This window comes from Comamonas sp. 7D-2, from assembly GCF_022749555.1.
GTDB lineage: Bacteria > Pseudomonadota > Gammaproteobacteria > Burkholderiales > Burkholderiaceae_C > Comamonas > Comamonas thiooxydans.
In genome coordinates, this window is the sequence record NZ_CP094238.1 from 1,637,478 (window position 1) to 1,651,661 (window position 14,184).

General features: G+C 61.5%; 12 protein-coding genes. 3 read left to right on the forward strand and 9 right to left on the reverse strand.

The features are described 5' to 3' along the window. Positions 1–22: 22 nt before the first annotated feature. A complete protein-coding gene (locus MPZ60_RS07405) occupies positions 23–505 on the reverse strand; it encodes a MarR family winged helix-turn-helix transcriptional regulator (protein WP_034360468.1) in 483 nt (160 codons plus the stop codon). Positions 506–754: 249 nt separating this feature from the next. Between MPZ60_RS07405 and MPZ60_RS07410 the strand changes: the two genes are divergently transcribed. Next, a complete protein-coding gene (locus MPZ60_RS07410; protein ID WP_370688518.1) occupies positions 755–2,875 on the forward strand; it encodes a PQQ-dependent dehydrogenase, methanol/ethanol family in 2,121 nt (706 codons plus the stop codon). A gap of 74 nt (positions 2,876–2,949) precedes the next feature. Here MPZ60_RS07410 and MPZ60_RS07415 read toward each other — a convergent pair whose 3' ends face one another. Then, positions 2,950–3,648: a DUF3334 family protein gene (locus MPZ60_RS07415; RefSeq protein ID WP_034360471.1), complete on the reverse strand. Its 699-nt coding sequence runs from the start codon at positions 3,646–3,648 to the stop codon at positions 2,950–2,952. Positions 3,649–3,772: 124 nt separating this feature from the next. Between MPZ60_RS07415 and MPZ60_RS07420 the strand changes: the two genes are divergently transcribed. Then, positions 3,773–4,285, forward strand: a complete 513-nt coding sequence (locus MPZ60_RS07420; protein WP_034360474.1) for a hypothetical protein — start codon at positions 3,773–3,775, stop codon at positions 4,283–4,285. Positions 4,286–4,361: 76 nt separating this feature from the next. On the opposite strand, the gene proX (MPZ60_RS07425) is transcribed toward MPZ60_RS07420, so the two are convergent. The 7 genes from proX (MPZ60_RS07425) to MPZ60_RS07455 form a co-directional block, all read right to left on the reverse strand. Further along, entirely contained in the window at positions 4,362–5,408 is a 1,047-nt protein-coding gene (gene proX, locus MPZ60_RS07425) for a glycine betaine/L-proline ABC transporter substrate-binding protein ProX (RefSeq protein ID WP_034360478.1), read from the reverse strand. Between the two features lie 107 nt (positions 5,409–5,515). Beyond that, complete coding sequence (gene proX / locus MPZ60_RS07430) at positions 5,516–6,586, reverse strand: glycine betaine/L-proline ABC transporter substrate-binding protein ProX (RefSeq protein ID WP_034360481.1); 1,071 nt, start codon at positions 6,584–6,586, stop codon at positions 5,516–5,518. 174 nt (positions 6,587–6,760) lie between these two features. After that, positions 6,761–7,816 carry a glycine betaine/L-proline ABC transporter substrate-binding protein ProX gene (proX, locus tag MPZ60_RS07435; protein WP_034360482.1) on the reverse strand — a complete coding sequence of 352 codons (1,056 nt, stop codon included), beginning with the start codon at positions 7,814–7,816 and terminating at the stop codon, positions 6,761–6,763. A 20-nt stretch (positions 7,817–7,836) separates the two neighbouring features. Next, positions 7,837–9,081 carry a glycine betaine/L-proline ABC transporter permease ProW gene (proW, locus tag MPZ60_RS07440; protein ID WP_080746223.1) on the reverse strand — a complete coding sequence of 415 codons (1,245 nt, stop codon included), beginning with the start codon at positions 9,079–9,081 and terminating at the stop codon, positions 7,837–7,839. Positions 9,082–9,096: 15 nt separating this feature from the next. Then, a complete protein-coding gene (gene proV, locus MPZ60_RS07445) occupies positions 9,097–10,392 on the reverse strand; it encodes a glycine betaine/L-proline ABC transporter ATP-binding protein ProV (RefSeq protein ID WP_149353971.1) in 1,296 nt (431 codons plus the stop codon). Positions 10,393–10,880: 488 nt separating this feature from the next. After that, positions 10,881–11,072, reverse strand: a complete 192-nt coding sequence (locus MPZ60_RS07450) for a hypothetical protein (protein WP_131324765.1) — start codon at positions 11,070–11,072, stop codon at positions 10,881–10,883. Positions 11,073–11,111: 39 nt separating this feature from the next. Continuing rightward, positions 11,112–11,750 (reverse strand): YqhA family protein, encoded by a 639-nt coding sequence (locus MPZ60_RS07455; RefSeq protein ID WP_012837574.1) that lies wholly within the window; start codon positions 11,748–11,750, stop codon positions 11,112–11,114. A 359-nt stretch (positions 11,751–12,109) separates the two neighbouring features. Here MPZ60_RS07455 and acs point away from each other — a divergent pair, with 359 nt between their 5' ends. After that, complete coding sequence (acs, locus tag MPZ60_RS07460) at positions 12,110–14,104, forward strand: acetate--CoA ligase (RefSeq protein ID WP_034360484.1); 1,995 nt, start codon at positions 12,110–12,112, stop codon at positions 14,102–14,104. Positions 14,105–14,184: the final 80 nt, after the last annotated feature.

Below are 14,184 nucleotides of genomic sequence, written 5' to 3' on the forward strand. Positions count from 1 at the left end.
TTCTGTTGCGTGTGGCGCTAGTTCAGCGTTCGGGCTGGGAGCCCTCGCTGGCGCTTGCTTCCAGCGCAGCCATCTTTTCCAGCATGGTTTCCAGTGCATCCAGTGCCGCATCCAGCAGATCGGGGGGCAGCTCCTGCATGACTTCGCTGCGGACATCCGCCACGATGGTCTTGACGGTCTCGACCTGCAATAGTCCGGCCGTCGTGAGCTGTATGCGCTTGACGCGCCGATCGGCATCATCGATGCGTTCCACCCAGCCTTGGGCCTGAAGGCCGTCAATCAGGCGCACGATGGAAGAGCTGTCCAGCGCCAGCGCCAGAGCAAGGTCCTTTTGCCGCATGGCACCCGCGCTGCGCTCCAGGTGGACCAGGGGCAGCCACAGCGCCTGCGTCAGACCCAGGGGTGCCAGGACCTTGTCCAGCGTGCGGCGCCATTGCTTGTTGACCTGCGCCATGACGAACATGAGCTGGCGCTGACGACTGGACAGTGAGGCGGTGTTGGACATTCCGAATGCATTTAAATAGTTGGTATTCAAATTATTGCGCAAACAGTATTTATCTTGTTAACAGGGTTTTAGGCCAGGATGCTGTGACCTGCTGTCGTCGGACATGGCACCTTGTCAGACGTGCGACGCATCGTCCAAACGGAGTGCGGATTTGCCTGTGATGCGAGCTGCTCCTGTTTGCCCAAGAATTTTCCGAAGCTGGCGGGAGAACTGCGGCAGAGCGACCCATCACCACAGGAGACAGACTCTATGCAAAACCCTGCGTGCATCCGCACCCACCACAGGCCAAACCGGCGTTTGGTGAGCCTGGCCGTTGCAGGATTGCTGGGCTGGCTGTCCATGCCGGCGCTGGCTGGGCAGCATGTGGATGACGCTCATATCGAAGCCAATGCCAGGACCGGCAAGGACTGGCCCAGCCATGGGCTGAACTATCAGGAAAATCGCTTCAGCCCGCTCAAGCAGATCCACAGTGGCAATGTGGACCAACTGGGCCTGGCCTGGTCGTACAAGCTCGATTCGTCGCGCGGCGTGGAAGCCACTCCCATCGTGGTGAATGGCGTGATGTATGTTTCCGCCCCCTGGAGCGTGGTGCATGCGGTGGATGCGCGCACGGGCAAGGCGGTGTGGACCTACGACCCACAGGTGCCGCGCGAGATGGCCTACAAAGGCTGCTGCGATGTGGTCAACCGAGGTGTGGCCGTCTACAAGGGCAAGGTGTTTGTGGGTGCTTTCGACGGGCGGCTGATTGCGCTGGACGCTGCCACGGGCCGGCAGGTCTGGTCCACGGACACCATAGACAACAAGAATTTTTCATACACCATCACGGGCGCTCCGCGCGTGTTCAAGGGCAAGGTCTATATCGGCAATGGCGGCGCCGAATATGGTGCTCGCGGTTATGTGACGGCCTACGACGCCGAGTCCGGCAAGCAGGTTTGGCGCTTTTATACCGTGCCAGGCGATCCGGCTCGGGCTTATGAGAGCAAGGCGCTGGAGGAGGCGGCCAAAACCTGGGACCCGGCAGGCAGGTACTGGGAGAGCGGCGGTGGCGGAACGGTCTGGAACTCGCTGGTGTTCGATCCCGAACTCGATCAGATGTATATCGGCGTGGGCAATGGTTCACCCTGGGCGCACCGCAAGCGCAGTCCTGCGGGGGGAGACAACCTCTATCTGGGCTCTATCGTGGCGCTGGACCCGGACACGGGTGCCTACAAATGGCACTACCAGGAAACGCCGGGCGATAACTGGGACTTCACTTCTGCCCAGGATATCGTGCAGGCTGACATCAGAATTGACGGCAAGCTGCGCAAGGTATTGCTGCATGCGCCCAAGAATGGCTACTTTTTTGTGATCGACCGTCAGAGCGGAAAATTCATCTCCGCCAGGAACTTTGTGCCCGTGAACTGGGCCAGGGGCTATGACGGCAACGGCCGTCCCATCATGGAGGAGGCCGTGCGCGGCGCCGGCAAGGCCGAGATCATTCCCGGCCCCCTGGGGGCGCATAACTGGCATTCCATGGCCTATAGCCCGCAGACAGGGCTGGCCTATATTCCGGCCCAGCATATTCCCACGGCCATGGCCGACGATCCGAACTGGACCGGCTTCAACAGCAATACGCCGGGCCAGCTCATGAGCAATACCGGCTGGAATACGGGGCGCGTGATGCTGGAGCCCAGCAGCCCGCCCTTTGGTCGCCTGATCGCCTGGGACCCGGTGCGGCAAAAGGAAGCCTGGCATCAAAAGCATGTCTCGCCCTGGAATGGAGGAACGCTGGCGACGGCCGGTGATCTGGTCTTTCAGGGAACGGCCGATGCGCGGCTGGTGGCCTATCACGCCAGAAGCGGCAAAAAGCTCTGGGCTGCTCCCATGGGCAGCGGTGTGATTGCGGCACCGGTGAGCTATGAACTGGACGGCAGGCAATATGTCTCGATTGCCGTGGGCTGGGGTGGTGCTTTTGGCCTCGGTGACCGCGTGGCCGACTTCAAGAGCCCCGGCACGGTCTATACCTTTGTGCTGGGAGGCAAAGCCCCGATGCCGGAACGGGTGGCCTATCAGATGAATGCCCTGATCGGTGGGCTCAAGTACGACCAGCAACTGGTGCCGGCCGGGGCCGCACTCTACAACAGCAACTGCATTGCCTGTCACGGCTATCCTGGCATCAGCAAGGGCGGAGCCCTGCCCAGCCTGACCTATCTGCCTGTGACCATGATTGACAATCTGGGCAGCTTCATCATCAACGGCCCGGCCACCTCGCGTGGCATGCCCGATTTTGCGGGCAAGCTCAGCGATGACGATGTGCAAAAGCTACGCGCCTTTATTCTCGCAATGGCAGATGCGGTAAGACCGGGCCTGCCGGCAGAAAAAGGCCGGTAAGCGCCGCCGACGCAAGACCGATCACGTGCAAACGCGAGCTCCCGGGCCGTCGTTGGCACGGCAGGGCTCTTGCCTTAGAGGCCCAGCGACTTGAGCAGGTCGTCTGTATCGCTGGAGGCTACAGCAGTATTGATAGTGGCAGGTGCTTGTCCAGATTGGGCTTCACGGGCCTGGGCCATGACAAGATCAGGGTCCGGTTTTTCCTGGGCCTCGAAGTCCTTGATCTTGATGAACTCCATGTGATCCACCGCCATCTCCAGATAGAAGATGTTGTTGTTGCCTGTGTAGAAGGTCACGCGGCGCGCTTCCGGGGCATCCAGATTGGCATCCACGCTCAGATTGACCTGCTTGTTCAGGCGGATCATCTTGGGCTGGCTTTGCGCGATATGGGTCTGCAGCTCGCGCTGTACCTTGCTGGTGAAGTCGCCAACGACCTGGTTCATCAGTTCGCCCATGACGTTGCTCACATCGTCCGAGGTATAGGAACTGGCCAGATCGCTCTCGGCCATGCCCATGGACAGCAGATAGCTGCGGTATAGCTCCATGGCCGCATCGGCCGAGAAGTTGATGATGATGAGCGCAGAAAAGCCGCCATCGATCAGCACAAAGCAGCCGATATCGGGTTTGAGACTGGTCTTGGTGATGCGTTGCACCATGCCCGAGTACTGAATCGGGCACTGGGTGGCCACCTGCAGCACGCGCGAGACGGAGTTGCACAGGGCAATCAGCACATCTTCGGTGCCGTGGACGATGGGGGCGGTGGGTTGGCTCATGGCTGCATTGGTTCAAGAGATCGCTGATTATGTATGCAACACTTTGTTGCATAGAGATATCTGCAGCAATTGAAGGCTGCCGCTGTCTGTTAACGTGCCTGCTTTTGGAAAATCAGAGGTATTCATGCAGAGCAAGCTGTGGCGCCTGGCGGCCAGTGTCATTGTGGTGACGGGTTTGACCGCCTGTTCGAGCTTGTCCGGCATGACGGACAAGGTTTCCCAGACCTGGGACAAGACCTGGACCGGTCTGACCGGCAAGAAGCAGGCCCAGGCCCAGACCGAGGTCAAGAAGGCCGGCCCTGCCGCCGCAGGCCTAAAGCCTAGCGAGGAAAGCGGGCGCTGGCAGGGCCTGTACAGCCTGGACGGCGAGACGGCCCGGTTTCAGGAATGTGAAAGCGGCCAGATCATCGGCGTGCTGCCCGAGGGAGACAGCGTGCTGCTGGAGCAGGCCTATCTGAACACGCGCAGCAGCGCCACCGTCGCCATGCTGGCCGAGGTGCAGGGCAGGGTGGTGGAGCGAGCCGTGGCTGATCCGGTGCTGGCCCGACAGGGGCGCAAGATGCTGGCGCTGCGGGTGGAGCGCTTTGTCGCCCTGTCCAGTCAGGCGGCCTGCCGCAATGCCAAGGCCAATTGGTAGGCTGCGGCCCGCTGCCGAAACCACTTTTGATGGCTGTCAGCGCTTTGCCATAAAGCGCTGCAGCCGTTTTTGATCCTTATTTTGCAGCGGCGCGCGCCTGCTCCAGCCAGCCGTCAAAAGTCTGCTGATGGGCCTTGATCCAGCCGTCCACATGGCGGCTGACGTCGGCCGAGCTGCTCTCGCCCTGGCGCATGCGCATGTTCTGAGCGTTGATGTCCTCTATAGGCAGCTGCATCACGGCAAACAGCTTGGCAGCTGCCGGATTTTTCTCGGCCCAGGCCTTGTTGGCCAGGATGTACTGCTGATTGAGCTGGAAGCCATAATTCTTGCCATTGGATAGCTGGGTCTGGTCTTCCCCCCGGGCACCGGGGACATTGGGTACCTCCAGCCAGCTGACCTCCTTGCCCGGGCGCAGCACGGTGTTCACCCAGAACGGGGTCCAGACATAGTAGAGAATGGGCTTGCCGCTTTTGTAGCGGGTGATGGTGTCGGCAATCAAGGCCTGGTAATTGCCTTGCCTGTGGGTGATGCTGGACTCCAGATCCAGCCCCTTGAGATGTTTGTTGATGGCCAGCTCGCAGCCCCAGCCCGGGTTGCAGCCCGTCAGATCGGCCTTGCCGTCGCCATCTGTGTCGAACAGCGCTGCCAGCTTGGGGTCCTTGAGCTGCGTGATGCTGGTGATGTGGTACTTCTCGGCCGTGGCCTTGTCGATCAGATAGCCTTGGACCGCATTGCGCGAATAGGTGCCTGCGCGATAGAAGGCTTTGTCTGCGCCATTGTTCTCATAGAAGGCACGGTGCAGCGGCATCCAGTGAGTGGCGGTAAAGGTGGCATCGCCCTGGGCCACGGCCACATGCTGGGTGCCGTTTTCCAGACTCTTGACGGGTTGTACCCGGTAGCCCAGCTTCTCCAGAGCACGCGAAACCAGCAGGGTCTGGAACATTTCCTCATCCACCGTGCCCTTGAGCGGTTGCACCGAGATGCCTTTGCCGGGCAGATCGCCAGAACTCGTTTGCGCTTGAGCGGCAGCAGCACCAAAGCTCAGCAAGGCGATGGCAACCAGATAGCGGCATCGGGGCTGCAGGGTTGGGAGAGGGGAATGTGCGGGCGTGTCGCGGTGCATGAATACTCCTTGGATGCTGGGTGCCTACCCCGAAATCGGCATGAAAAAAGCGAGAGGGTTGATGCAAGAAACGGCGCCCGAACTTGGTTCGGTGCGCCGTTGGCGAATCAGGATTTCAGGGCTGCGGCCTTGGCCTGGACAATCCAGGCGTCAAAAGTCTTCTGGTGGCCCTTGATCCAGGCGTCCACATGGCGGTGGATATCGGTGGGCTTGCTTTCCCCTTCGCGCAGCAGCTGGTTCTGGCGGCTGATGTCGCTGATGGGAATCTGCATGATCTCGAACAGCTTGCCGGCAGCCGGGTTCTGTTCGACCCAGAGCTTGTTGGCCACGATGTACTCGTTGTTGAGCGGAAAGCCGTAGTTGCGGCCATTGGGCAGCCGGGTGTCGGTGCCGGCCTGCACGCCGGGCATGGAGGAGCGCGGTACTTGCAGCCACACTACTTCCTGTCCCGGGCGCAGCACATTGCTGAGCCAGTAGGGTGTCCACGCGTAGTACAGCACGGGCTTGCCGGCCTTGAAGCGCGCCAGCGTGTCGGCAATCAGGGCCGGATAGTTGCCCTGTGTGTAGCTGACGGTGTTTGCCAGACCGAAAGCCTTGATCTGGTGGGCCACCACGGCCTCGCCGCCCCAGCCGGCGTTGGGGCCGATAAGATTGGCCTTGCCGTCGCCGTCGATATCGAACAGGGCCGCCAGTCCAGGATCCTTGAGCTGGTCGAGATGGGTGATCTTGTGTTCGTCGGCCGTCTTCTTGTCGATCATGTAGCCCTGGGCCGCACCGGCTGCATACACGCCCTTGCGCGAGAGCTTGGCGTCGCCACCGGCCTGCTGATAGAACTCGGCGTGGTGCGGGTTCCAGTGGTTGGCCATGAAACTGGCATCGCCATTGGCCACGGCCACGTGGATCAGCGGGTAGTCCAGCTCTTCCCAGGGCTTGACGGTATAGCCCAGCTGCTGCAGCGCCTTCATCACCAGCAGCGTCTGGAAGTTCTCCTCGGCCAGAGCGCTCTTGACGGGCAGCACGGTGATGCCTTTGCCCGGAAGCGCATCGCCAGGCACATTCTGGCCGGCTGCCCAGCTCGGTGACTGGCCCAGACTCAGCGCTGCGGCGCCGGCCGTGCCCAGCAGCAGCTGGCGCCTGGTGCGTCGGTTTGGGGTCTGGGTCTGCACAGACTTGCTCATTGTTCTTGTCTCTCCTTGGCTTGGGTGGGCCTGCGGCCCGATTGAAAATGACACCCCACGCTCCCCACTGCGTGTGGTTCGCTGCCCCTCCAGGAGGGGCGTTTTATCTTGGGGCGGCCCGGTGATAAAAAAACGGCGGCCGCGCAAGCGGTCGCCGTGATTCGGGGATTGTGATCAGGACTTCTTGGCAGCCGCCAGCGCCTGGCTGATCCAGCCGTCGAAAGTCTTCTGATGGGCCTTGATCCAGCCGTCGGTGTGACGCTCGATGTCGGAGGCCTTGTTCTGGCCCTGGCTCATCATGTAGTTCTGGGCGTTGATGTCGCCAACGGGCAGCTTGATGATTTCAAACAGCTTGGCTGCCGCAGGGTTTTGCTCGGCCCAGGCCTTGTTGGCCACGATTTGCTGGTTGTTGGCAATAAAGCCGTAGTTCTTGCCGTTGGCCAGCTTGGTGTCGGTGCCGGACTGTTCGCCGGGTAGCGCGGAGAACGGCACCTCCAGCCACACCACATCCTTGCCGGGCTTGAGCACATTGCTCACCCAGTAGGGCGTCCAGGTGTAGTAGAGGATGGGCTTGCCGGCCTTGTAGCGCGTGATGGTGTCGGCCATCAGCGCCGAATAGGTGCCTTGCTTGTGAGTGACGGTGTCGCGCAGCTTGTAGGCGCCAAGCTGGTGCTCGATCATGGCTTCGCAGCCCCAGCCCGGCGTGCAGCCCGTTAGGTCGGCCTTGCCGTCACCGTCGGTGTCGAAGAGCTTGGCAATTTCGGGGCTCTTGAGCTGGCCGAGATTCGTGATCTTGTACGCATCGGCCGTCTTCTTGTCGATCAGATAGCCCTGGGCCGCATTGGCCGAGAACACGCCCTTGCGGTAGAGCTTGGCGTCGCCGCCCGCATTCTTGTAGTAGTCGGCGTGCAGCGGGTTCCAGTGATTGGCCATGAAGGTGGCATCGCCGTTGGCCAGTGCAATATGGGCCGTGGGGTATTCCACTTCCTTCATGGGCTGGACCTCGTAGCCCAGCTTTTCCAGGGCCTTCATGACGAGCTGGGTCTGGAAGGCTTCTTCGGCAATCGAGCTCTTGAGCGGCTGGACCTTGATGCCCTTGCCCGGCAGTTCGTCGGCAGCGAAAGCAGCGGTGCTCACCATGGACAGGGCCATGGAGGCTGCGGCTGTGCTGGCAAGCAGCCAGTGGCTCAGGCCGTGGCGGATGCTGGCAGTGTTGGTGGCTGTACTCATGCGTTCTCCTTGTTCTTGATTCAGATCGTTGCTGGCTTGGTGGCTTCGCTGCCGGGCTTGGGAGCCGGCGCCGAGCGCTTGTTGCTCAGCAGACGCACGGCCAGACCAGCTGGGCCGGTGGCCCACCAGCGGGCACTGCCGCGCTTGGGCTCGCCCATGGCCTGGGTGATGCGGTCCAGCACGATGGCCAGCAGCACGATGCCCAGGCCGCCGACGGTGGCCAGACCCATGTCCAGACGGCCAATGCCGCGCAGCACCATCTGGCCCAGACCGCCGACGGCGATCATGGAAGCGATCACCACCATGGACAGGGACAGCATCAGCGCCTGGTTGATACCGGCCATGATGGAGGGCATGGCCAGCGGCAGCTGGACTTTCCACAGCAACTGGGCCGGCGATGCACCGTAGGCACGGCTGGCCTCGATCAGGTCGGGGCGTACCTGGCGAATGCCCAGATTGGTCAGGCGGATCAGCGGCGGCAGCGCAAACACGATGGTCACGATCACGCCGGGCACATTGCCGATACCGAACAGCATGACCACCGGCACCAGATAGACGAAGGCCGGTGTGGTCTGCATGGCGTCCAGCAGCGGGCGCGTCCAGCGCTGGGCTCGGTCGCTGCTGGCCAGCAAGATGCCGACGGGCAGGCCGATCACGATGCAGAAGAACAGCGAGGTCAGCACCAGGGCCAGCGTGACCATGGCTTCGGACCAGATACCCAGCAGGGCCACAATCAGCAGCGAAACTGCCGAGCCAATGGCCAGCTTGCGGCCTGCAAACTGCCAGGCCAGCAGGGCAATCAGCAGCACCAGCGCGGGCATGGGGATGGTCTGCAGCACATCGGTCACGCCGTTGAGCGTGGCGTCGATGGGGGTGCGAACAGCCTGGAAGAAGGGACGGAAATGATCAACCACCCAGGTGAGGCCGTTGTTGATCGAGTCCTGCACGGGCAGGCCTTCGGTGGTGATCTGGTGCCAGAGCTGGCCTATGCCGCCGTCATGCTCGGGCACATCGGTGGGCGAGGGAGCGCTGAGCCAGTCGGTGCTGCTGGCCTGGCTGGCAGCATCGCCGCTGCTCCAGGCATCGGTGCTTGAGCCGGCATCCGCATCGGCATAGGAGGCAGCCCAGGGATCGGCATCTGCCGCCGAGCTAGTGACATTGGCGCTGGCCGGCTCGGTGGCTGGCGCAGAGGCTGCGGCCCACGGGTCGTCAAAAGCCGTGCTGGTGGTTTCTGTGTTGGGGTTGTTCAGTGCGTTATCGTTCAAATCGGCTCCCTTCTTTTAATGCGCTGCGTGCTGGGCAGCTTGCGTGTTGGGCTTGGGCTGGAAGTGCTGATCCAGCTTGATGGGCGGAATTTCCTTCTGAGGTGGCGGCACCGGCGGGGTGGCACGATCCAGGAACTTGAGCATGGTGGTGCGGCTGATAACGCCCAGGTATTTGCCCTCTTCATCCACCACAGGCAGCGGGTAGGCCGGAGTGGCCACGGTGCCGAACAGTTCGGCTACCGGCGTGCTGCTGGCGATGGGCTTCACATCGGAGATAAAGGCGTGCTTGAGGCCCAGCATTCCCTCGTGGCCGTGCAGCGCATCGCGCAGCGACTGCGACGAGACCACGCCCAGAAAGCGTTTGCGTGCATTGAGCACATAGGCGTAATCGCGGTCGGAGTCCTCAAGCAGGCGAAGCGCGGCGCGGCAACCGCGGTCGCTGTGCTCTGAAATCACGGTCAGCGCCTGGCGAGCGATGTCGGAGGCCTTGAACACGGCTGCCGCATCCACACCCTGAATGAAGGTGCGCACATAGTCGTTGGCCGGATTGCGCAGAATCTCGTCGGGCGTGCCGACCTGCTGGACCATGCCGTCCTTCATGATGGCGATGCGGTCGCCAATGCGCATGGCTTCGTCCAGATCGTGAGAGATGAAGACGATGGTGCGGCGCTTGATTTCCTGCAGACGCAACAGTTCGGACTGCATCTCGGTGCGGATGATGGGGTCCAGCGCCGAGAAGGCCTCGTCCATCAGCAAAATGGACGGGTCGGAGGCCAGCGCGCGGGCCAGGCCCACGCGCTGCTGCATGCCGCCGGAGAGCTCGTCTGGATAGCAGGCGCCCCAGGCACCTAGGCCTACCTGCTCCAGGGCATCCTGCGCCTGCTGTTGGCGTGTGGCGCGGTCCACGCCGGCCAGCTCCAGACCAAAGGCCGTGTTGTCCAGCACCGTGAGGTGGGGCATGAGGGCAAAGGACTGGAACACCATGGAGATGTCCTTGCGGCGCAGTGCGCGCAGTTCCTTGTCATTGAGCGTATTGATGTCCTGGCCGTCGACCAGGATGCGGCCGCTGGTGGGTTCGATCAGGCGATTGAGCATGCGCACCAGGGTGGACTTGCCCGAGCCCGACAGGCCCATGACCACAAAGATTTCACCGGCCTCGATGGTGAAGTCGGCGTCGAACACGCCGATGGATTGCCCGGTCTGGGCGAGGATCTCCTGCTTGCTTCGGCCCTGTTTCACCAGGTTGAGCGCGGTTTTCGGATCGTTGCCGAAGACCTTGAAGACATGATCGATAGCGATTTGCTTGGCCACTGTGGCGTTCTCCTTTTTGATGAGATGGAACACAGTCCAGCGCCCACAGCCGGCAATGTCGGTGGGCGCTGGCGCACAAGCCAAAATAAAAGCCCTGATGCCGCAGCTCAGCCCGGCCTTGTGGACAGGGCTGCGCAATGCAGATGGCGCAGCGATGGCGCCGAGTTTTCAGCCCGGATGGCACAGCCAGGTGTGCGCAAGAGCTGGCAAATTGGAAGAAGCAGCTGGCTGGCAGAGCGGGTACCGACTGGCACGCGTCTGCACGGCTTCTTGTCAGGCCAACCCCGGCAATATCGGCCGGGGAGAGCCCCCTACATCAGGGCCGTGTTTCGGCCCGGTTGACGGGGCTGCGCCAAAGAGCGGCAAGCGCTCATGAATTGACACAACGATCCGCCGGGAAGTGAGTCAACCGCATCTCAATAATGCGGTGACGACCTGCACGGCAGGTTGTAAATGACTTTTTAATATATCGAATTGGGTTTTATGCGTCAAATCAAACTGTAAGCTTTGCCGCCTGCATTCGCCGGAAATCGCGCCATTGAAACATTTGCATACGCAAAAACAGGAGGTGCAAGTGCTTGATAGATAAGGCGTGGCAGCTTATCGAGGGCTTTTTTTTGCCGGTTGTCAGCTTTTGACGCGTTTTGCCGCTGCCACGGGCATGAAAAAAGCCCCTTCATGGTCAACCATGCGGGGCTTTTTGGGGAGGACGTGCTGTCTCAATGATGAGCGCTTTGGGTGAGTTTGTCGGTCAGCGCAATGGCCAGGGCGCTGAGCAGGAAGACCACGTGGATGATGGTCTGCCACATCAGCACCTGCACTTCATAGCTGCCGGCGTTGATAAAGCTCTTGAGCAGGTGGATGGAGCTGATGCCGATGATGGACAGCGCCAGCTTGACCTTGAGTACCGAGGCATTCACATGGCTCAGCCACTCGGGCTGGTCGGGGTGGGATTCCAGGCCCATGCGGCTGACAAAGGTTTCGTAGCCACCCACGATGACCATGATCAGCAGGTTGGAGATCATGACCACATCGATCAAGGCCAGTACCACCAGCATGATGATGGTTTCGTTCAGATGGGTGATCTGGACATCGCTTTTGTAGCCAATATTGGTGATCAGGGCATGCAGGGCTTCCTGATTGCCGAAGACCGCCTCCACCAGATGCCAGAGCTCCAGCAGAAAATGCCAGACATAGACACCTTGGGCGGCAATCAGACCCAGGTACAGCGGCAACTGCAGCCAGCGGCTGGCAAAGATCAGCGAGGGCAGTGGGCGCAATGCGCCAGAGGGCTGGAAGCCGCCATGCGGCGTGTGGTGGGTGGAGTTGCCTGCTTCGTCGGAAGGGGTGCGGCTCATGATGTGTGCTCGGGGCGGACTGGATGCGATGGGTGGGCAACGGGATGCCGCCACCTTGTAAGACTGGTTTTGCTGGGGCCGCGTCCCGGACTGCCTGCGCCTTCGAGAGCAGGCCGTAATGTGGGCCCTGGCCTCTGCAGCAGCAGGTGCGCGATTCTAAGGGTTTGTTCCAGGGTGTTTTGAAAAAAGTGCAAGCAAATCAACACCAAGCAGGCACTTTCTGCTGCAAAAATGGGAGCGAATGACAGACTTGACGGCACGCAAAAGCCGCTTGTCAATTTCAGTCAGTGGGGTGTAAGACCGAGCCTTGACAGTACACCCACAATTATTTCATTGCTTATGCATCAGGAGACAAAACGATGAGCGCTGCGACATCAACCATCGAATCCGTGCTGGTGGAAAACCGAGTGTTCCCGCCCCCGGCGGATTTCGCCGCCAAGGCCCGCATCTCGGGCATGGCGCAGTACCAGGCCTTGTGCGACGAAGCCGAACGTGACTATGAAGGCTATTGGGCACGGCTGGCCCGCGAGAACGTGAAGTGGACCAAGCCCTTCACCCAGGTGCTGGACCAGAGCAACCCGCCGTTCTACAAATGGTTTGCAGACGGCGAGCTCAACGCCAGCGCCAACTGTCTGGACAAGCACATGGGCACGCCCGTGGAGAACAAGACGGCCATCATCTTTGAAGCCGACGGCGGCGAGGTCACCAAGGTTACTTACAAAGAGTTGCTCGCCCGCGTGAGCCAGTTCGCCAATGCGCTCAAGGCGCGCGGCGTGCAAAAGGGCGATCGTGTGCTGATCTACATGCCCATGACCATCGAGGGCGTGGTGGCCATGCAGGCCTGTGCACGCATCGGTGCGACACATTCCGTGGTGTTCGGCGGCTTCTCGGCCAAGGCCGTGCAGGAGCGCATCGTGGACGTGGGCGCCAGTCTGGTCGTCACCTCCAACTACCAGATGCGCGGCGGCAAGGAGCTGCCGCTCAAAGCCATCGTCGATGACGCGATTGCGCTGGGCGGCTGCGAAGCCGTCAAGAGCGTGCTGGTCTACGAGCGCACGGCCACTGCCTGCAATATGGTCGCGGGCCGCGACATCAGCTTCACCGATGCGCTGGCAGGTCAATCCACCGAGTGCGAAGCCGTGCCTGTCAATGCCGAGCACCCGCTCTTCATCCTCTACACCAGTGGCTCCACTGGCAAGCCCAAGGGCGTGCAGCATGCCACCGGCGGCTATGTGCTGTGGGCCAAGCAGACTTTCGAGTGGACCTTTGATGTCAGGGACAGCGATGTCTTCTGGTGCACGGCCGATATCGGCTGGATCACCGGCCACAGCTATGTGGCCTATGGCCCGCTGGCGGCCGGTGCCACGCAGATCGTCTTCGAAGGCGTGCCGACTTTCCCCAATGCGGGCCGTTTCTGGCAGATGATAGAGCGCCACCAGTGCAGCATCTTCTACACGGCACCCACGGCCATCCGCTCGCTGATCAAGGCCGCGGACTCCGACCCCAGCGTCCACCCGAAGAACTGGAATCTGTCCAGCCTGCGTCTGCTGGGCTCGGTGGGCGAGCCCATCAATCCCGAGGCCTGGATGTGGTATCACAAGCATGTGGGCGGCGAGCGCTGCCCCATCGTGGACACCTTCTGGCAGACTGAGAACGGCGGCCACATGATCACGCCGCTGCCCGGTGCCACGCCTCTGGTGCCCGGCTCCTGCACCCTGCCTCTGCCCGGCATCACGGCTGCCATCGTCGATGAGGCCGGCAACGAGATCCCCAATGGCGCCGGCGGCATCCTGGTGGTGAAAAAGCCGTGGCCTTCGATGATTCGCACCATCTGGGGCGACCCTGAGCGCTTCAAGAAGAGCTACTTCCCCGACGAGCTCAAGGGCTACTACCTGGCTGGCGACGGTGCCGTGCGCAGCGAAGACCGCGGCTATTTCCGCATCACGGGCCGTATCGACGATGTGCTCAACGTCTCGGGCCACCGCATGGGCACCATGGAAATCGAGTCGGCCCTGGTGGCCAAGACCGATCTGGTGGCCGAGGCCGCCGTGGTCGGCCGTCCCGACGACCTGACCGGCGAAGCCATCTGCGCCTTTGTGGTGCTCAAGCGCGGCAAGCCCACGGGCGAAGAGGCCAGGCAGATTGCGACCGAGCTGCGCAACTGGGTGGCCAAGGAGATCGGCCCGATTGCCAAGCCCAAGGACATCCGCTTCGGCGACAACCTGCCCAAGACCCGCAGCGGCAAGATCATGCGCCGCCTGCTGCGCTCGCTGGCCAAGGGAGAAGCGATTACCCAGGACACCAGCACTCTGGAGAATCCCGCGATCCTCGAGCAATTGTCGGAGACCAATTGAGCCGGCGCATGCCGCTGATCTGAACGCATCATGACGACAGGGCCGCTGGCAACAGCGGCTTTGTCATTTCTGGCGCTTGC